The organism is Minwuia sp., assembly GCF_048007105.1.
In the GTDB taxonomy this organism is placed as follows: Bacteria; Pseudomonadota; Alphaproteobacteria; order Minwuiales; family Minwuiaceae; genus Minwuia.
The window spans coordinates 1827315-1845811 of the sequence record NZ_CP180352.1; the positions used below are offsets into that span (position 1 = coordinate 1827315).

The 18497-nt window shown below is 65.8% G+C and carries 15 protein-coding genes; 13 read left to right on the forward strand and 2 right to left on the reverse strand.

Features of this window, described 5'->3' with window-relative positions:
* Positions 1-386 precede the first annotated feature (386 nt).
* The 8 genes from dnaA to ACMVY4_RS08895 all read left to right on the forward strand — a co-directional run bounded on the left by dnaA (position 387) and on the right by ACMVY4_RS08895 (position 12185).
* On the forward strand, positions 387-1775 hold the full coding sequence (gene dnaA / locus ACMVY4_RS08860) for a chromosomal replication initiator protein DnaA (RefSeq protein ID WP_416899797.1): 1389 nt from the start codon (positions 387-389) through the stop codon (positions 1773-1775).
* A 148-nt stretch (positions 1776-1923) separates the two neighbouring features.
* Positions 1924-3036, forward strand: coding sequence for a DNA polymerase III subunit beta (dnaN, locus tag ACMVY4_RS08865; protein WP_416899798.1), 1113 nt, complete (start codon positions 1924-1926; stop codon positions 3034-3036).
* 25 nt (positions 3037-3061) lie between these two features.
* The gene (recF, locus tag ACMVY4_RS08870) at positions 3062-4201 is read left to right on the forward strand and encodes a DNA replication/repair protein RecF (protein ID WP_416899799.1); all 1140 of its coding nucleotides are present in this window, start codon (positions 3062-3064) and stop codon (positions 4199-4201) included.
* Between the two features lie 16 nt (positions 4202-4217).
* Positions 4218-6650, forward strand: coding sequence for a DNA topoisomerase (ATP-hydrolyzing) subunit B (gene gyrB, locus ACMVY4_RS08875; RefSeq protein WP_416899800.1), 2433 nt, complete (start codon positions 4218-4220; stop codon positions 6648-6650).
* A 62-nt stretch (positions 6651-6712) separates the two neighbouring features.
* Entirely contained in the window at positions 6713-7390 is a 678-nt protein-coding gene (locus ACMVY4_RS08880; protein WP_416899801.1) for a vWA domain-containing protein, read from the forward strand.
* The gene (locus tag ACMVY4_RS08885) at positions 7387-8178 is read left to right on the forward strand and encodes a PP2C family serine/threonine-protein phosphatase (RefSeq protein WP_416899802.1); all 792 of its coding nucleotides are present in this window, start codon (positions 7387-7389) and stop codon (positions 8176-8178) included. Before ACMVY4_RS08880 ends, ACMVY4_RS08885 begins: the two co-directional genes overlap by 4 nt.
* The gene (locus tag ACMVY4_RS08890; RefSeq protein WP_416899803.1) at positions 8175-10112 is read left to right on the forward strand and encodes a hypothetical protein; all 1938 of its coding nucleotides are present in this window, start codon (positions 8175-8177) and stop codon (positions 10110-10112) included. The genes ACMVY4_RS08885 and ACMVY4_RS08890 overlap by 4 nt, the downstream gene beginning before the upstream one ends.
* A 144-nt stretch (positions 10113-10256) precedes the next feature.
* Entirely contained in the window at positions 10257-12185 is a 1929-nt protein-coding gene (locus ACMVY4_RS08895) for a transglycosylase domain-containing protein (protein WP_416899804.1), read from the forward strand.
* On the opposite strand, the gene ACMVY4_RS08900 is transcribed toward ACMVY4_RS08895, so the two are convergent.
* Together ACMVY4_RS08900 and ACMVY4_RS08905 are read right to left on the reverse strand one after the other, a co-directional pair.
* Entirely contained in the window at positions 12182-13540 is a 1359-nt protein-coding gene (locus ACMVY4_RS08900) for a PleD family two-component system response regulator (RefSeq protein ID WP_416899805.1), read from the reverse strand. The two genes, ACMVY4_RS08895 and ACMVY4_RS08900, sit on opposite strands and share 4 nt — an antisense overlap.
* 17 nt (positions 13541-13557) lie before the next feature.
* Positions 13558-13923, reverse strand: coding sequence for a response regulator (locus ACMVY4_RS08905; protein ID WP_416899806.1), 366 nt, complete (start codon positions 13921-13923; stop codon positions 13558-13560).
* Between the two features lie 159 nt (positions 13924-14082).
* Between ACMVY4_RS08905 and ACMVY4_RS08910 the strand changes: the two genes are divergently transcribed.
* From ACMVY4_RS08910 to ACMVY4_RS08930, 5 genes are read left to right on the forward strand one after another with little or no spacing between them, the layout of a single operon-like run.
* Positions 14083-14358, forward strand: coding sequence for a DUF3572 domain-containing protein (locus tag ACMVY4_RS08910; RefSeq protein WP_416899807.1), 276 nt, complete (start codon positions 14083-14085; stop codon positions 14356-14358).
* A gap of 23 nt (positions 14359-14381) precedes the next feature.
* Positions 14382-15572 carry a serine hydrolase domain-containing protein gene (locus tag ACMVY4_RS08915; protein ID WP_416899808.1) on the forward strand — a complete coding sequence of 397 codons (1191 nt, stop codon included), beginning with the start codon at positions 14382-14384 and terminating at the stop codon, positions 15570-15572.
* A complete protein-coding gene (locus ACMVY4_RS08920) occupies positions 15569-16222 on the forward strand; it encodes a hypothetical protein (RefSeq protein WP_416899809.1) in 654 nt (217 codons plus the stop codon). Before ACMVY4_RS08915 ends, ACMVY4_RS08920 begins: the two co-directional genes overlap by 4 nt.
* Positions 16223-16229: 7 nt before the next feature.
* The gene (locus ACMVY4_RS08925; RefSeq protein WP_416899810.1) at positions 16230-17102 is read left to right on the forward strand and encodes an ROK family protein; all 873 of its coding nucleotides are present in this window, start codon (positions 16230-16232) and stop codon (positions 17100-17102) included.
* Entirely contained in the window at positions 17099-18373 is a 1275-nt protein-coding gene (locus ACMVY4_RS08930) for a DNA polymerase IV (protein ID WP_416899811.1), read from the forward strand. Before ACMVY4_RS08925 ends, ACMVY4_RS08930 begins: the two co-directional genes overlap by 4 nt.
* The last annotated feature ends 124 nt before the right edge of the window (positions 18374-18497 follow it).

Here is an 18497-nt window from a genome sequence, read left to right on the forward strand (position 1 = left end):
TCAACAGCCAAAATCCGGCCTGAGGAAAATATTCCCAACGGCCCCCGGCGATGCACATTTTCCCCATTGCGGCAGAGGGGCGGCCCGATCTAAAGTCCGCCCTGCGAGAGGGAGGCAACGCGGAGAGACGCCAGACGAGACTGGTGAAAACAATAAATTTTCCTCGGTTTCTTCGTAATCTCACGCCTCTTGCAATGTAAATAATTGAGGCAAGTCCAGTATTTGGGTCGGTGACTTCACCTGCCGAAGCAGAATTTTATTGTCTGTTCGGATTCATTTGGGTGCCGACGCATGATGAGGGGGAGGTTCGATTGGATCGTCATCCGGTCAACGAAGTACAGTTTTCGACAGATGATGACGCGAACGCCGCCGATGAAGCTTCCGTGATGCTCTGGGCCCAGGTGGGCGAGCGGGTCCGCGGGCAGATCGGGACCAATGCCTTCAACAGCTGGATGCGGCCCCTGCGCATTGCGCCACTGGACGGTCGCCGTGTGGTGCTGCTGGCACCAACCGGTTTCATGCGCGACTGGATCAAGACTCACTACCGGCAGATCCTGCTGGCCGAGTTCCGCCGCGACATGCCGCATATCGACGACGTGGTGATCGAGGCGTCGCTGACTGCGGATACGCCGCGCCGCGCCAACAGCGACACGGCAGCAGCGAGCAGCGCTGCGCCTGCCGAGCAGCCGGCGCCCGCGGCCGCCCGGCACGCCGTGGCCGAGGCCCGCATCGCCGACGAGAGCGCCTCCGTGGTCAACACGCTCGACGACAAGCTCACCTTCGACAATTTCGTCGTCGGCAAGGCGAACGAACTGGCCTATGCCGCCGCCCGGCGCGTGGCCGAGTCCGACGACGTGGCCTTCAATCCCTTGTTCCTCTATTCCGGCGTCGGGCTGGGCAAGACGCATCTGATGCAGGCCATCGCCTGGCACATCGTCAGCCAGCGCCCGGACCGGAAGGTCATGTATCTCTCGGCCGAGAAGTTCATGTACCACTTCATCCGCGCGGTCCGGTTCAAGGACACCGTCGCCTTCAAGGAACAGTTCCGCTCGGTCGACGTGCTGATGATCGACGACCTGCAGTTCTTCTCCGACAAGGATTCCACCCAGGAGGAGTTCTTCCACACCTTCAACGAGCTGGTGGACCGCAAGCACCAGGTGGTGATCTCCGCCGACCGCTCGCCTTCGGACCTAGATGGCATGGAGGAGCGTATCCGCTCCCGCCTCGGCTGGGGCCTCGTCGCCGACATCCATCCGACCGACTTCGAGTTGCGAGTTGGCATCCTGGAACAGAAGGCGGCGCTGAACCCGCATGTCGAGGTGCCGGATGACGTCATCCGCTTTCTGGCGCACCGCATCACCTCCAATGTCCGCGAACTGGAGGGCGCGCTGAAGCGCATCGTCGCCCATCACGAACTGATGGGCCGCAAGATCTCGCTGGAGCTGGCGCAGGAGGTGCTGACCGATCTGCTCCGCGCCAACGCCCGGCAGATCACCATCGACGAGATCCAGAAGAAGGTGGCCGAGCACTTCTCGATCAAGGTCACCGAGATGTCGTCCAGCCGCCGCGCCCGCGCTGTCGCCCGGCCGCGCCAGGTGGCCATGTATCTGGCCAAGAAGCTGACCACGCGGTCCTTCCCCGAAATCGGCCGGAAATTCGGCAATCGCGACCACACGACCGTGCTGCACGGCGTCCGCCGGATCGAGGAACTGATCCAGGACGACCCCAGCCTGGCCGAGGATGTGCGTCTGCTGGAGGCCGCGCTCTCCAACTGAGCCGCCCGGACCCGTCCCGGGGACGCCCGGCCCGCCGGAAAGCTAGGTAATCGTTGGCGAATCGTGGACGCGCCGTGCTATAAAACACGGCTCCGGACGGCTTTGTCGCGCCGGCCGCCCAACCGATCCTTTCGAACCGGATTACCTGATGAAACTCACCATCGAACGCGCTGCCCTGCTGTCCTCGCTCGGTCATGTCCAGAGCGTCGTCGAACGGCGCAACACGATCCCGATCCTGAGCCATGTGCAGATCGAGGCTGCGGGCACATCCGTACGGTTCCGGGCGACGGATCTGGAGCTGTCGGTGGTCGAGGAGAACGACGCCACCGTCGACACGCCGGGCACCGCCACCGCGCCGGCGCACACGCTCTACGACATCGTCCGCAAGCTGCCCGACGGCGCCGACGTCGAACTGACGCTGGAGACCGAGCGGCGGCGGCTGTCGCTGCGCTCCGGCCGCTCGGAGTTTGCGCTGGCCTGCCTGCCGAACGAGGATTTCCCGACCATCGAGGACGATGATCTGCCGCACAGCTTCGAGATGAAGTCGTCGGTGCTGCGCCGCCTTGTCGAGCGCACCCGTTTCGCCATCTCGACCGAGGAAACCCGCTACTATCTTAACGGCGTCTACCTGCACGCCAGCGAGGACGGCAGCCTGCTGCGCGCCGTCGCGACCGACGGGCATCGGCTGGCCCGCTTCGAGATCGAGGCGCCGGCGGGGTCGGAGAAGCTGCCCGGCGTTATCGTCCCGCGCAAGGCGATCGGCGAGATCCACCGGCTGCTGGCCGACAGCGAGGACATGGTGGGCCTGTCCGTCAGCGACACCAAGATCCGCTTCAGTGTCGGCCGCACGGTGCTGACCTCGAAGCTGATCGACGGCTCTTTCCCCGACTACGAGCGGGTGATCCCGACCGGCAACGACAAGTATCTGGACGTCGACTCGAAGGTCTTCTCCAGCGCCGTCGACCGCGTCTCCACCATTTCGACCGAGAAGTCCCGTGCCGTGAAGCTGGCCATGGAGGGCGAGCGCCTGGTGCTGTCCGCCAACAGCCCCGATGCCGGCAGCGCCACCGAGGAGATTGCGGTCTCCTACGATGCGCCGGCCATGGAGATCGGCTTCAACTCGCGCTATCTGATGGAGATCGCCGGGCAGATCGACGGCGACAGCGCCCGTTTCGAGCTTTCGGACTCGGCGGCGCCGACCATCATCCGCGATCCCGAGGACACCAGCGCGCTGTACGTCCTGATGCCGATGCGGGTCTGAGCGGCGGCCTGTGACAGCGTCTGCCATGGCGGTGCGACCGACGGCCGAGCCGATCGCGGTGCGGCGGCTGACGGTCAGCGACTTTCGTTCCTACGCGGCGGCCGCGGTGGACGTCGATCCGCGGCCCGTGGTGCTCACGGGTCCCAATGGCGCGGGCAAGACGAACCTGCTGGAGGCGGTCTCGATGCTGACGCCGGGATCCGGTCTGCGGCGGGCGCGCATGGACGAACTGACGCGGCGCGGCGCGATTCGCTGGGCGGTGGCCGCCCGGGTCGAACACGCCGGCGGCCTGACCGCGATCGGGACCGGCCTCGCCGGCGAGCCGGGATCGGAGAAGCGCACCGCGCGCATCGACGGGGAAACCGTCGGGCCGATGCGGCTGGGCGACGTGATGTCGGTCAGCTGGCTGACGCCGCAGATGGACCGGCTGTTTCTGGACGGCGCCTCGGTGCGGCGGCGGTTCATGGACCGGCTGATCCTGGGGTTCGACCCTGAACACGGCCCCCGCGCCAACCGATACGAGCGGGCCATGCGCGAGCGGCTGAAACTGCTGAAGGACGGGCGGCGGGACCCGGAATGGCTGAATGCGCTGGAAGCGCAGATGGTCGAGAACGGCATCGCCATCGCGGCGGCAAGGCGGGCCTGGAAGATCCGCACCGCCCGCGCCCTGGAGGCAGGTACCGGACCCTTTCCGGCGGCCGATCTGGCGCTGGAAGGAACGCTGGAGGAAGGGCTGGACCGCGGTTCCGCGGTGGAGGTCGAGGACGGTTTCGCCGAGGCGCTGGCCGCGGGCCGGGAGCTGGACGCGCAGGCGGGGCGGACGCTGGCCGGACCCCATCGCAGCGACCTGCTGGTGCGGCATAGGGCGAAGGACGCGCCGGCCGAGCAGTGCTCGACCGGCGAACAGAAGGCGCTGCTGATCGCGCTGATCCTGGCCGACGCCCGGATGCAGGCGCGGGAGCGGGGACAGACGCCGGTGCTGCTGCTGGACGAGGTGGCGGCCCATCTGGACGCCGACCGGCGGGCGGCGCTGTATGACGAGATTTGCGGCCTGGGCGCCCAGGCCTGGCTGACGGGGACGGAGCCCCATCTGTTCGAGGCCCTGGGCGGGCGGGCGCAGCGGTTCGAGGTTCGGGAGTCCGAACTGGCGGCCGCCGGAAATTGAAGACCAGAGGACGAGCATGAGCGACGAGCAGCAGAACGGTAGCGGCGGCAACGAGTACGGCGCGGATTCGATCAAGGTGCTGAAGGGGCTGGACGCGGTCCGCAAGCGCCCCGGCATGTATATCGGCGACACCGAGGACGGGTCCGGCCTGCACCACATGGTCTTCGAGGTCGTCGACAACGCGATCGACGAGGCGCTGGCTGGACATGCCGACACCGTCGAGGTGTTCCTGGAAGGCGACGGCTCCTGCTACGTCTCGGACAACGGCCGCGGCATTCCCGTCGACATCCATGAGGAAGAGGGCGTGTCCGCTGCACAGGTCATCATGACCCAGCTGCATGCGGGCGGTAAGTTCGACCAGAACTCCTACAAGGTCTCGGGCGGCCTGCACGGCGTCGGCGTCTCGGTGGTGAACGCGCTGTCGAAGTGGCTGGAGCTGACCATCCGCCGCAACGGCAAGGTCCACAACATGCGCTTCGAGCTCGGCGAGCCGGTCGAGGACCTGAAGATCGTCGGCGATTACGAGGGGCGCTCGGGCACGGCGGTCCGCTTCCTGCCGAGCGAGAACACGTTCGGGAACATCGATTTCGATTTCGGCGTGCTGGAGCACCGGCTGCGCGAGCTGGCCTTCCTGAATTCCGGCGTCCGCATCGTGCTGGAGGACCGCCGCCACGTCGACGTGAAGCGGGTGGAGCTGTTCTACGAGGGCGGCACCGAGGCCTTCGTGAAGTATCTCGACCGCAACCGCAGCGCCGTCATCAAGCAGTCCATCATGATGCAGGGCGAGCGCGAGGGCATCACGGTCGAGGCGGCGCTGCAGTGGAACGACGGTTTCCACGAGAACGTGCTCTGCTTCACCAACAACATCCCGCAGAAGGATGGCGGCACCCACATGGCCGGCTTCCGCGCGGCGCTGACCCGCTGCATCAACACCTATGCCGCCTCCAGCGGCATGGCGAAGAAGGAGAAGGTCGCCATCACCGGCGACGACGCCCGCGAAGGCTTGACCTGCGTGTTGTCGGTGAAGGTGCCGGATCCGAAATTCTCCAGCCAGACCAAGGAGAAGCTGGTCTCGTCGGAAGTCCGGCCCGCGGTCGAGGGCGTGGTCGGCGACGGGTTGAGCCAGTGGTTCGAGGAGAACCCGTCCGAGGCCCGCATGGTGGTGCAGAAGATCGTCGAGGCTGCCGCCGCCCGCGAGGCCGCGCGCAAGGCCCGCGATCTGACCCGGCGCAAGTCGACGCTGGATCTGGGCGGCCTGCCGGGCAAGCTGGCCGACTGCCAGTCCCGCGACCCGGCCGAGAGCGAACTCTATCTGGTCGAGGGCGACTCCGCCGGCGGCTCGGCCAAGCAGGCCCGCGACCGCAAGACCCAGGCCGTGCTGCCGCTCCGTGGCAAGATCCTGAACGTCGAGCGCGCGCGCTTCGACAAGATGTTGTCGTCGACCGAGATCACGGCGCTGATCACCGCGCTGGGCACCGGCATCGGCCGGGAGGATTTCGACCTCTCCAAGCTGCGCTACCACAAGATCATCATCATGACGGACGCCGACGTGGACGGCGCCCATATCCGCACCCTGCTGCTGACCTTCTTCTACCGTCAGATGCCGGAACTGCTGGAGCACGGGCACCTCTATATCGCCCAGCCGCCGCTCTTCAAGATCACCAAGGGCCGCTCGGCGGTCTACCGCAAGGACCATCGCCAGTATGAGGACTACCTGGTCGAGAACGGCCTGACCGACGCCACCTTCATCGATCACGAGGGCGTCCAGTATGGCGGTGCGGATCTGGCCGATCTTGTGAACCGGGCGCGGCGCGTCCGGCGGCTGCTGGACTCGATCGGCCAGAAGTATCCCGACTGGATCGTCGAGCAGCTGGCGATTGCCGGCGGTCTGTCGCCGGAAGTCTTCGGAAGCGACGATCTTGCCGTGCAGACCGGCGCGTATGTCGCCCGCCGCCTCGATGCCCTGTTCCCCGATTTCGAACGGGGCTGGTCGGCATCGCACGCCGATGACGGCAGCCTGGTCTTCGAACGCGAACTGCGTGGCGTGAAGGAAGCCTATGTCATGGACAGCCGGCTGATCTCGACCGGTGAGGCGCGGCGTCTCGACGAGATGGCGGCCGACCTGCAGGCGCTCTACGCGAAGCCCGGCCGGCTGCTGATCAAGGAGAAGGAAACCGAGGTCTACGGACCCGCCAGCCTGTTGAAGGCGGTTCTAGAATCCGGTCAGCGGGGCCTGTCGGTGCAGCGCTACAAGGGGCTGGGCGAGATGAACCCCGACCAGCTCTGGGAGACGACGCTGGACCCGAATGCGCGGACGCTGCTGCAGGTGAAGGTCGATCATCTGGAGGAAGCCGACCAGGTCTTCTCCACCCTGATGGGCGACGTCGTCGAACCCCGCCGCGACTTCATCCGCGAAAACGCCCTCGCGGTCGTCAATCTGGACGTGTAGCTCTTGCCGCAGAACTACCTGGCCTGTACGCTCCCGAGCCTGGAACAAAACAGGATCGGGCAATGGATGATTTCGAACAGGTCCCTTTTGACGCAGCGGAGTTTGCCGAGAACCCTGAGCCAAGATGTCCTTGCCTGCTTCTGTTGGACAACTCCATGTCGATGCGGGGCCGTCCGATCGCCGAACTGAATGCAGGCATCGACACCTTTCGACGGGAACTGAACGAAGACAATCTCGCTGCTAAACGCGTCGAAGTTGCGATCATGACATTCGGGCCGGTAGATCTGGTATCTGACTTCGAGACGGCAGACTACTTTCTGCCGCCGCCCCTGCGGGTTCGGGGTGCAACGCCTATGGGCGAAGCGATTGTGGCCGGTATCGATCTCGTCGAACGCCGAAAGCAGGCGTATCGGCAGAACGGCATCGCCTACTACCGGCCCTGGATATTCCTGATCACGGATGGCGGCCCGACGGATGAATGGGAGCCCGCTGCTGCGCTCGTCCGGGAGGGAGAGAACAGCAAGGCCTTCCAGTTCTTCGCGGTCGGTGTCGAAGGCGCAAGATTCGATGTTCTCAAACGAATTTCCGCGCGCGATCCGCTGAAGCTGAAGGGGCTTCAGTTCCGGGAACTGTTCACATGGCTGTCGAACTCCCTGAGTTCAGTGTCGCGCTCAAGCCCCGGTGAGCCGATCATGTTGCCGCCGCCCACCGGGCCAAAGGGCTGGGCGCTTCTCGAATGAACGTATCCGGCTGGCGGATTGCCGCCGCCTCGGTTGCAGGGACATCGCATGAAAGGTCGGGGACGCCATGCCAGGATGCGCATGCTTTCGACATCCTGGATCTCGACGAGGGCTCGGCTGCGGTGTTCGTGGCTTCTGATGGAGCGGGCAGCGCGTCGTTCTCGGAGATTGGCGCCTCGATTGCCTGTCGGCGGTCCATAGAGGAAATATCGGGATCTTTGAAGCAAGGTATTCCGGTGCCCGGCCGCCTGGCAGATACCGTGGCTTCGTGGGTCGACGGGGTCAGGGACAGCATTTCCGCCAAGGCCATTGAACTGGACGTTCGGCCCGGCGAACTCGCATGCACGTTGCTGATAGCGATCTTGCTGGACGAGCGCACGATTGCCGCTCAAATCGGCGATGGATCCATTGTGGCGCGTACAGGCGGTGAGTGGCATTGCCTGCACTGGCCGCAGCATGGCGAGTTCGCGAACACGACAAATTTCGTCACTTCCCGAAACGCCTGCGATTGCCTCGACATCTCGGACCGGCCGGAGCGAACGGACGAAGTGGCTCTGTTTACAGACGGGATTGAGCGGCTGGTGCTTCACTACCAGAGCCGAAGCGTCCACGGCCCGTTCTTCGACAGGATATTCGAACCGCTCCGCAGGGCGGTGACGCCGGAAGCGGCCGGGCGGCTCTCGGAACAACTGGGGCAATACCTTCGCTCCCCGACGATCACGTCACGGACCGATGACGACGCGACGCTCGTTCTGGCTTCGCGCGAATTCGCCGGTGCCGATGGATGAGCGGCTTCGCTGATGATCTTGGCCCGATAGAACTGGGTGAAAGGCTCGGCTCGGGCGGCGAAGGTGCGGTTCATGCGATCAGGAACCGGGAACGCGTTGTCGCGAAGCTGTTTCACGACCCACCCAGGGGCGGGCGGCTGGCAAAGCTGGAGGCCCTGATCCGGTTGCCATCGTCTTCGGACATGAAGGTCTATGCCGCCTGGCCGACCGGCCTGATCCGGCAGCATGAAAAGGTGGTCGGGCTTGTCATGCCGCTTGTGGATGGCCGGCAGGATATCCATGCATTGTACGGACCGCGGAGCCGGAAGCGCTTCTTTCCGAATGCGGATTGGGCCTTTCTGGTGCGTGTTGCAGCAAACATCGCCCGCGCGTTTGGGGCGGTCCACGCATCGGGTTGCGTCATCGGGGATGTGAACCATGGCGGCGTTATGGTCGCCCAGGACGCCACAGTTACTCTCATCGATTGCGACTCCTTCCAGTTCGACCTGGAAGGAAAGACACATCTTTGCGGCATGGGCGTTCCGACATTCACGCCACCCGAACTGCAGGGCAAGTCGCTGAGGCGGGTGAAGCGGACGGTCGAACACGACAGTTTCGGTCTCGCGGTGCTTGTCTTCCAGATCCTGTTCCTTGGCCGGCATCCGTTTGCAGGCCGGTTCCTCGGTCGTGGGGACAAGTCCATCGAAGAGGCCATCCAGGAATTCCGGTTCGCCTACGGTCCCGGCAGCCGGTCACGAAAGATGGAGCAACCGCCCGGGACGCCAGATCTCGCCACGGCTTCCGACGAAGTCGCGGCGTTGTTCGAACGTGCGTTTGGCGAACAGGCTTCGGTGTCGGCCGGAAGACCGGCTCCTTCCGATTGGATCGAAGCCCTGACGGCACTGGAATCACGTCTTGCGGCCTGCGAACGGAACGTCTCGCACAAGCACCTTGCCGATCTCGATCAATGCCCGTGGTGCAGAATCGAAAACACGGTCGGGACCGTGCTGTTCCATTTCTCCACGAAGGCCGGCCCCGGCAGTGGTCCGGTCAACATCACCGCCTTGTGGGCAGAGATCGAGTCCATCCCCGAGCCGGAGGACGAGGAGAGGCTGCTCGATCAACTTCTGGTCCCACCGCCGTCGCAGCTGGCGCGCGCGGGACAGCGCAAGTTCCTTTTCCGCTATTTCGGTCTTCCATTGCTGGCGACGCTGGCCGGCGTTGCCGTCCTTCAGGTGGTGGCCTTTCTCTGGTGGGCTGTCATTCCTGTCGTGTTGTTCGCGATCGTGTATCTGAGGAACAAATTCCCGCCGAGCGACATCGCTCGACATTTCGAACGGGAGGCGATCAAGGCGAAAGACCGGGAGCGTCGGTATCTGGGCAGTTCCGGAAAGATGATGAAGCAGGGAAACTTTTCGTCGCATTACTACCATCTGCGACGGCTAAGGGATGAACTGGCAGGCATGGACCGCACACTTCGCGATCGCCTCAAGGAATTGGAAGACAATCGCGAACTGGTCCAGCGCGATGCCTACAGCGATGGCTTTACTCTGGCCAATGCGAATATCCCCAATTTCGGGGAGACGAGAATGGCGATGCTTCAGAGTTATGGCATCGAGTCGGTGGCCGACCTCCATTACGACAGGCTCGTCGAGATCCCGGGTATCGGCGAAAGTCTGGCGAAAGACGCACTTGAATGGCGGCTGGCGCAGGAGGAGGACTTCCGTTTCGATCCGTGGATACCGGTCGAGAAGGAGCGGATCCAGCGTGTCGAGCAGGAAGTGCAGGCTCGCAAGCAGGCGATAGTCGACGAACTGCGCGATGGACCCCGGAAGCTGAAAGCCATTGCGCGGGATATCGAGAACGAGCGAAAACGCCGGCTCCCGAAGCTGATGGAACTGCGCCAGAAGCGCCTGCAGGCGGAAGCGGATCGGTACCACGTGATCGGACAGTAGCGGTCAAGCATGTATGCTCACATCCGATGATTCGGATTGGTTCACATCCGGCCGCCACCATGTTCGCCGTCAATATGAGCTCCCGGTTCAGGCCGGGTTCAACTTGTCACCGCACCGTCACGGCGGATGTGAGATGAGCAGGCGATGCTGAAGCGATTCCTGAAGTGGGGCCTGCTGGTCGTGGTCGCCGCGACCGTTGTTGCGGGCGCGGTGCTGCTGCACGACATACCCGAACCGCGGACGCCGGTGAACGGCGGCACCATCGCCATACTGGACGTCAACGGAGAGGAACTGGCCGTCTACGGGGCGGCCGGTTCGCGCGCGGTGCCCCTTGAGCGGTTGCCCGACCATCTGATCGACGCGGTCATCGCCATCGAGGACCGGCGCTTCTTCTACCATGTCGGCGTCGATCCGATCGGCATTCTACGCGCCATCTTCACCAACCTGACCTCCGGCCGCGTGGTGCAGGGCGGCAGCACGCTGACCCAGCAGCTGGCCAAGAACCTCTATCTCGGCCCCGAGCGGACCATGAAGCGCAAGGCCCAGGAGGCAGTGCTGGCGCTGATCCTGGAACTGCGCTTCTCCAAGGACGAGATCCTGGAGCTCTACCTGAACCGGGTCTATCTGGGCGCCGGCACCTATGGCGTCGAGGCCGCGGCGCAGCGCTATTTCGCCAAGCCGGCGGCGCAGCTGGGCCTGAGGGAGTCCGCGCTGATCGCCGGGTTGCTCAAGGCGCCCAGCCGCTACGACCCGACGCGCAATCCGGCCGGGGCCGAACAACGGATGCGGCTGGTCGTCGATGCGATGGTCGATGCCGGCAAACTGGAGCGGGGCGAGGCCGACCGTGCGCTGGCGGCGCCCGCGCTGCCGGTCGGGCGGCCGCGCGACGAGGGCATCCGCTACGCGACCGACTTCGCCCGCGACGAGGTGGCCGCCCTGATCGGCAACCCCGATGGCGATCTGAAGGTCTACACGACCATCGACGCGCGGCTGCAGAACATTGCCGCCGGCGTGCTCGGCCGGAAGCTGGGCAACCGGGCGGAACAGGGAGCAATGGTGATCGTGGCGCCGGACGGTGCGGTTCGCGCCATGGTGGGCGGCGACGACTACGGCCGCAGCCAGTACAACCGGGCGGTCCGCTCGAAGCGCCAGCCGGGGTCGGCGTTCAAGCCCTTCTTCTATCTGGCCGCTCTGGAAGCCGGCTGGACACCGCGCGACCGGATCGAGGACCGGCCGGTGAAGGTCGGCGACTGGGAACCGCGCAACTACCGCGACAAGTATCTCGGCACGGTCACCCTGACCGAAGCGCTTGCGCGTTCGGCCAATGCCGCGGCGGTGCGCCTGTCGGAAAGCGTCGGGCGGACCCATGGCGTGGAGGCCGCCCGGCGGCTGGGCGTCGACAGCGATCTGCCGGATCATCCGTCTGTGGTCCTCGGCACCGCCGAGGTGAACGTGCTGGAACTGGCGACCGCCTACGCGCCCTTCGGCAATGGCGGCCTGGGCGTCACGGCGCACATGATTCTCAGGATCGAGGATGAGCGCGGACGCACCGAATACGAACGCCGCGGCGACGGGCTGGGCCGCGTCATCGGCAAGGACGACGCCGGGGACATGTCGCAGATGCTGCGGGCCGTGATCGAGACCGGCAGCGGACAGGCGGCCCGTCTCGACCGCCAGGCCGGCGGCAAGACAGGCACCACCCAGGACAACCGCGACGCCTGGTTTGCCGGTGTCACGGCCGACTATACGGCCGTTGTCTGGGTCGGACGAGATGACAACTCGCCGATGAAGGGCGTCACCGGCAGCGGCCTGCCGGCGCAGATCTGGGGGGAGGCGATGATGGCGGCCCATCGCGGCCTGCCGCCCCGCCCGCTGCCGGAGGGCACGGACGACGGTCCGCGGATCAGCCGTAACCAGGGTGACGACAGCGGCGGTATCGGCGGCCTGTTCGACCGCATCAAGCGCTTTCTGGACGGTGACGGATCGGGCGGCTCCGGCGGGCGGCGCGATATCCCTGATCCGACGCCGGCGCCGTCCAACAGACCGTCATTCGAATCGGATTCGGCCCGCTAGGCGGCGACGACCACCTGATTGCGGCCGGCCTGCTTGGCCTTGTAGAGACACTGGTCGGCCTTCTTCAGAACCGAGGCGCGGTCGTCATCGGCACAGGCCTCGGCGACGCCCAGCGAGCAGGTGACGCTGATCATGCCGGCTTCCTCGCCGGTGTCGAAGGGCTGGTCCTCGACCATGCCGCGAAGCCGCTCGGCGACGCATTCCGCCAGCCGGAGGTCGGCGTCGGGCAGCACGATGACGAACTCCTCGCCGCCATAGCGGGCGGTCAGGTCGAAGCCGCGCGTGCCCGATGTCAGCCGGGCGGCGAACTCCTTCAGGATCCGGTCGCCGGCGGGATGGCCATGGGTGTCGTTCACGGCCTTGAAGTGGTCGATGTCGAGCATGATCAGCGAGAAGCCCTTGCCGGAGGTCTTCAGCCGCTGCAGCGCCGTCTCCAGATGCTGGTCGAAATAGCCGCGGTTGTGCAGCCCGGTCAGCGGGTCGGTGACTGCCATGGCAATCGAATGCTCGACGTCCTGGCGCAGCATGTCCTGATAGCGTTTGCGGCGGATCTGCGTCTTCGCGCGCGCCATCAGTTCGCTGGCCTCGATCGGGCGCAGGATGTAGTCGTTGACGCCCATTTCCAGCGCCTTGGCGACGCGTTCGGCGTCGCTCTCCTCGCCGACCAGCAGGATCGGCGTCTGGCGCGATATGGGGATGTTGCGGATGCTGGAGGTGAGCCGCAGCGGATCGGCACCGCGGTGGTCCAGCGAGACGATGATCAGGTCGTAGGGATGCGTGCCCGCCAGCGCCAGCGCCTTCTCGGCATCGGCCTCGAAGGTCATCCGGAACCGCTCGCCCATGTGGCGTTCCATGTGCTTGGCGTCGGAGCGGTTGTCGTCGATCACCAGCACGCTGGCGCCATCGACCTGCATCTCCGATTCGGAATGGTTCTGACCGAAATGCTGACCGGTCTGGCGGCGCAGCTTCAGCTCGTCCATCGTCATCTTCAGCCGCACCAGCGAGCGCACGCGCGAGAACAGCGCCAGGTCGTTCACCGGCTTGGTCAGGAAATCGTCGGCGCCCGCCTCCAGCCCCTGGATCCGGTCTGCCATGTCCGACAGGGCGGTCACCATGACGACGGGAATGTGGGAGACCGCCGGGTCCGCCTTCAGGCGGCGGCAGACCTCGAAGCCGTCCATGTCCGGCATCATCACGTCCAGCAGGATGATGTCGGGATTGTCGCGGGCCGCGGATTCGAGCGCCTCCGGCCCGTTCGTCGCGGTCAGGACGTAGAAGTACTCCGTGGAGAGCTTGGCTTCCAGAATCCGGATGTTCGGCGCGACGTCGTCGACGACCAGGACGCGGGCGGACATCTAGGCCTCTCTCGTGTTCAGTCGAGGAATTGTCGGACCGTATCGATGAAGGTGCCGACAGAAATCGGCTTCGAGATGTAGGCCTCGCAGCCGCCCTCCCGGATCTTCTCTTCGTCGCCCTTCATGGCGAAAGCGGTCACGGCGATGACGGGAATCGACTGAAGGTCGTCGTCTTCCTTGATCCATTTGGTCACTTCCAGCCCGGAAACCTCCGGCAGCTGGATGTCCATCAGGATCAGGTCGGGACGGTGGTCCCGGGCCAGCTTCAGCGCCTCCATCCCGTCCTTGGTCTGCACGGTGGCGTAGCCATGCGCATCCAGAAGGTCATGGAAGAGCTTCATGTTCAGGTCATTGTCTTCGACGATGAGAACGGTCTTGGTCATTACTACCTCTGGCGGCCTTCTGCCACTATCCTGCCTAGACTACCCGCGTCGCGGGGGTTTGGAAACTGCCGCGGCAGGGTTAGCTTTCGGACCGTCGATCCGACTGCTGCGGTGCAACGATAGTGCGCCCGAGGCTGTAAATCATTGGTTAAGAGGGACATGCGCGACGAGCGGCCCACAATCATGGCGTTGAACGCCGTCCAGCACATCGCTGCTGACGAGCATCTGCTGTCGGCCTTCGTCCAGCAGGCCGGGGTGACGCCCGCGGAAGTGCGCGACCGGATCATGGAACCGGAGTTCCAGGCCGGGGTCATGGACTTCATCATGGGCGACGAACAGCTGGCGCTGGATTTCTGTGCCGCCTTCGGTCATCCGCCCGAAAGCCTGAAGGCGGTGCGGCGGGCGTTGCCGGGGGCTGGAACCGAATACTACTAGGCGCCGGGGAGGCCAGGGGAGATATGGGCGGATTGAAGGAAGCCGCGGACGCGCTGCTGGGGCAGGCGGCCGGACGCGGCGACATACCGGGTGTGGTGGCGATCGCCACCGGCGCGGACGGCGCGTTCTACAGCGGTGCATTCGGCGTCCGCTCGCTCGACTCCGGCGCGGCGATGACCACGGATACGGTGGTCTGGATCGCATCGCTGACCAAGGCGGTCACCGGGGCGTGCGCGATGAAGCTGGTCGAATCCGGCCGGCTCGATCTGGATGCGCCGGCGGGCGATCTGATCCCTTGGCTGGGCGAAGCGCCGGTGCTGGATGGATTCGGCGCTGACGGACAGCCCCGGCTCCGCAAGGCGCGGACGGTGATGACGCTGCGCCATCTGCTCACCCACACGGCGGGCTTCGGCTACGATTTCTGGAGCGCGGACCTCAAGCGCTGCAACGCCGCGACGGGCCAGCCGTCCATCCGTACCCGTACCGTGGCGTCCCTGCAGCAGCCGCTGCTGTTCGATCCCGGCACGGACTGGATGTACGGCATCAACATCGAATGGGCCGGACAACTGGTCGAGGCGGTCAGCGGCATGACGCTCGGCGCGTTCGCCAGACAGAACCTGTTCGAGCCGCTCGGCATGGACAGCACCGCCTTCGACGCCACGCCGGCCATGAAGGAACGGCAGGCGGCCATGCACAACCGCACCGGCAGCGGCCTCGCGCAGGCCGCGCCCGCTGCGCCGTCCGGCGTCGAACCCGAGATCGAGATGGGCGGCGGCGGGCTTTTCTCGACGATGGAGGACTATGCCTGCTTCGTCCGGCTGTTCCTGAATGACGGCCGCGGCCCCGATGGCGGGCCGGTACTGAAGCCGGAAACCGTCGACATGATGGCGCGGAACCAGATGGGCGATCACCGGGTGAAGCTGCTGCGGACGACCGACACGGCGGTCACGCTCGACGCCGAGTTCTTCCCCGGCCTGGAGAAGACCTGGGGCCTGACCTTCATGATCAACGAGGCCGATGCACCGACCGGCCGGCCTGCCGGCAGCCTGGCCTGGGCCGGTCTCGCCAACAGCTACTACTGGATCGACCGCAAGAACGGGATCGGCGGTGTCTGGACCACGCAACTGTTTCCCTTTTGCGACGAGAAGGCGTTGCCGCTCTATCTAGATTTCGAGAAGACCGTCTACGACCATTTGGGAGCCGGCGCCGCATGATTGCCGACGAGATCCGCGAACAGATCGACGCCATCGGTATCGAGCGGGGCCGCCCGCTGCTGATCTCGGATGCCGACGAGGTGCTGTTCGCCTTCATGGCGGGGCTCGAAAGCTATCTGCAGGGGGAGGGGCTGAGCTTCGATTTCTCCTCCTTCGCCATCACCGGCAATGTGAAGGACGCCGACGGGATGGCCCTGGACCGTGAAGCGGTGCGCAGCCATCTGGGCGTCTTCTTCGAGCGGCACACCGAGGCGCTGGATCCGGTCGAGCACGCCGCCGAGACCCTCGCAGAACTTTCGAAGGAAGCGCAGATCATCGTGCTCTCCAATATCCCGCTGGCGCAGCGCGGGGCGCGGGCCCGGGCCCTGGCGCGGCACGGCATGGACTATCCACTGATTGCCAACGAGGGCGCGAAGGGGCCGGCGGTCCGGCTGCTGCATGATCGCGCCGCAGCCCCGGCCGTCTTCATCGACGACATTCCGCACAATCATGCCTCGGTCCGCGACCACGCAGAGGATGTGCACCGGCTGCATTTCGTCGCCGACACGCGGCTGGCGCGGCTCATCCCGCAGGCCGAGCACTGCCACGCCCGCGCCGACACCTGGCTCGAGGCCCGCCCGATCATCGAGCGGCACCTGTTCGGAGGATAGTTCCGCGATGCGGATCGGCATCGATCTGGGCGGTACGAAAATCGAGGGGCTTGCGCTCGGGCCGGACGGCCGGGAGCTGGCGTGCCGCCGCGTGCCGACCCCGCAGGGCGACTACCCGGCGACCGTGGCTGCGGTCCGCGATCTTGTGGCGGCGCTGGAGGCCGAGACCGGAGAGAGCGGAACTGTTGGCGTCGGTACGCCGGGTGCGATCTCGCCCGCGACCGGACTGATCAAGAACGCCAACTCGACCTGCCTGATCGGACAGCCGCTGGACCGCGATCTCGAGGCCGCATTGGGACGGCCGGTCCGGTTGGCCAACGACGCCGACTGCTTTGCACTGTCCGAGGCGACTGACGGCGCAGCCCTAGGGGCGGAGACCGTCTTCGGCGTGATCCTCGGTACCGGCGTCGGCGGCGGTATCGTCCATGCCGGCCGCCTGCTCAGCGGTCCCAACGCCATCGCCGGCGAGTGGGGCCACAATCCGCTGCCCTGGCCGGCGGATGACGAGCGGCCCGGCCCGGCCTGCTACTGCGGCAAGAGCGGCTGCATCGAGACCTTCCTGTCAGGACCCGGGCTGGAGCGGTTCCACGCCGAAAGGACCGGACAGCCAACCGCTGCGGCTGACATCTCGAACGAAGCTGTCTGGGCGGTCTATCAGGACCGGCTCGCCCGCGCGCTGGCGCAGGTCATCAACCTGCTCGACCCGCATGTGATCGTCCTCGGCGGCGGGTTGTCGAAACAGGACCGGCTCTATGCGCCGGTCGAGGCGCTGCTGCCGCGCTATGTCTTCTCGGACCGCGTCGCCACGGCGATCCGTCCGCCCGCCCACGGCGACAGCAGCGGCGTCCGCGGCGCCGCCTGGCTCTGGCCCGTGCCATGACCGGGAGCCTCTGCCGCGACTGTTTCGCCACGGGGTTCGAAAGCCGGCTCTGCCCCGAATGCAGGTCGCCCCGAACCGTGCGCCACCCGGAACTGCATCAGCTCGGGCTGGCGCATATCGACTGCGACGCCTTCTACGCGTCGGTCGAGAAGCGCGACGATCCCAGCCTGGCCGACAAGCCGCTGATCATCGGCGGCGGGCGTCGCGGTGTGGTCTCCACCTGCTGCTACATCGCTCGGATGAACGGCGTCCGGTCGGCCATGCCCATGTTCAAGGCCCTGAAAGCCTGCCCCGACGCCGTCGTGCTGAAGCCGCAGATGTCGAAATACGTGGCCGTCAGCAAGGAGATCAGGGCGCTGATGGCGGACCTGACGCCGATGGTCGAACCGCTCTCCATCGACGAGGCCTTCCTCGATCTCGGCGGCACCGAGAAGGTCCACCGCGCCAGCCCGGCGGTCAGCCTCGCGCGGCTCGCCAAACGGGTGGAGACCGAGATCGGCGTCACCATCTCGATTGGCCTCTCCTACAACAAGTTTCTGGCCAAGCTGTCGTCGGACCTCGACAAGCCGCGGGGCTTCGCGGTCGTCGGCCGCGCCGAGGCCGTCGACTTCCTCAGCGAACGGCCGGTCTCCGACATCTACGGCGTCGGCAAGGCGTTCCAGGCGAAGCTGACCGCGGACGGCATCCGCACCTTCGCCGACATGCGCCGCCACGACGAGGCGGCCCTGATGAAGCGCTACGGCGTCATCGCCAAGCGGCTGCGCAACTTCGCCGACGGGCGCGACACGCGGGCGGTGAACCCCGACGGCGACCGCAAGTCGGTCTCGACCGAAACGACCTTCAACGAGGATCTGGAGCGGTTCGAGGACCTGAACCGCATCCTCTGGCGGCTGTCCGAGGATGTTTCGGCAACGCTGAAGGAAAAGAAGATCGCCGGGCGGACGGTGACGCTGAAACTGCGCACCGCCGACTTCCGCATCCGCACCCGCTCGGTGACGCTGGAGGACCTGACGCAGCTCGCCGGTGTCATCTTCGGTGCGGCGGAACCGATGCTGCGCAAGGAAGCCGATGGCAAGACCCGCTTCCGCCTGATCGGCGTGGGCGTGTCGTCACTGGACGACGATACCGACGCCGATCCGCCGGACCTGCTCAACCAGGGCCGCCAGCAGCGCCGCAAGATCGAGGCGACGCTGGACCAGATCCGCGCCAAATTCGGCAAGGAAGCCATCGGCGAGGGGCGGGGCCTGCGGGACAAGGACAAGCGGCGGTAACCTCCACCCGTCCCGGGACTCGATCCCAGTACCCAGCGGACCTCCAAGGCCGCTCTGGGCAGCGGGATCAAGTCCCGCTGCGGGCGGTATGGTCGCCTGCTTCATTGAAGCTCTTTGCCGTCCT

Excerpts from the sequence above, each read along its gene's own strand:
- dnaA (WP_416899797.1), top strand. The coding sequence starts at position 387 with ATGCTCTGGGCCCAGGTGGGCGAGCGGGTCCGCGGGCAGATCGGGACC.
- dnaN (WP_416899798.1), top strand. The coding sequence starts at position 1,924 with ATGAAACTCACCATCGAACGCGCTGCCCTGCTGTCCTCGCTCGGTCAT.
- recF (WP_416899799.1), top strand. The coding sequence starts at position 3,062 with ATGGCGGTGCGACCGACGGCCGAGCCGATCGCGGTGCGGCGGCTGACG.
- gyrB (WP_416899800.1), top strand. The coding sequence starts at position 4,218 with ATGAGCGACGAGCAGCAGAACGGTAGCGGCGGCAACGAGTACGGCGCG.
- ACMVY4_RS08880 (WP_416899801.1), top strand. The coding sequence starts at position 6,713 with ATGGATGATTTCGAACAGGTCCCTTTTGACGCAGCGGAGTTTGCCGAG.
- ACMVY4_RS08885 (WP_416899802.1), top strand. The coding sequence starts at position 7,387 with ATGAACGTATCCGGCTGGCGGATTGCCGCCGCCTCGGTTGCAGGGACA.
- ACMVY4_RS08890 (WP_416899803.1), top strand. The coding sequence starts at position 8,175 with ATGAGCGGCTTCGCTGATGATCTTGGCCCGATAGAACTGGGTGAAAGG.
- ACMVY4_RS08895 (WP_416899804.1), top strand. The coding sequence starts at position 10,257 with ATGCTGAAGCGATTCCTGAAGTGGGGCCTGCTGGTCGTGGTCGCCGCG.
- ACMVY4_RS08900 (WP_416899805.1), bottom strand. The coding sequence starts at position 13,540 with ATGTCCGCCCGCGTCCTGGTCGTCGACGACGTCGCGCCGAACATCCGG.
- ACMVY4_RS08905 (WP_416899806.1), bottom strand. The coding sequence starts at position 13,923 with ATGACCAAGACCGTTCTCATCGTCGAAGACAATGACCTGAACATGAAG.
- ACMVY4_RS08910 (WP_416899807.1), top strand. The coding sequence starts at position 14,083 with ATGCGCGACGAGCGGCCCACAATCATGGCGTTGAACGCCGTCCAGCAC.
- ACMVY4_RS08915 (WP_416899808.1), top strand. The coding sequence starts at position 14,382 with ATGGGCGGATTGAAGGAAGCCGCGGACGCGCTGCTGGGGCAGGCGGCC.
- ACMVY4_RS08920 (WP_416899809.1), top strand. The coding sequence starts at position 15,569 with ATGATTGCCGACGAGATCCGCGAACAGATCGACGCCATCGGTATCGAG.
- ACMVY4_RS08925 (WP_416899810.1), top strand. The coding sequence starts at position 16,230 with ATGCGGATCGGCATCGATCTGGGCGGTACGAAAATCGAGGGGCTTGCG.
- ACMVY4_RS08930 (WP_416899811.1), top strand. The coding sequence starts at position 17,099 with ATGACCGGGAGCCTCTGCCGCGACTGTTTCGCCACGGGGTTCGAAAGC.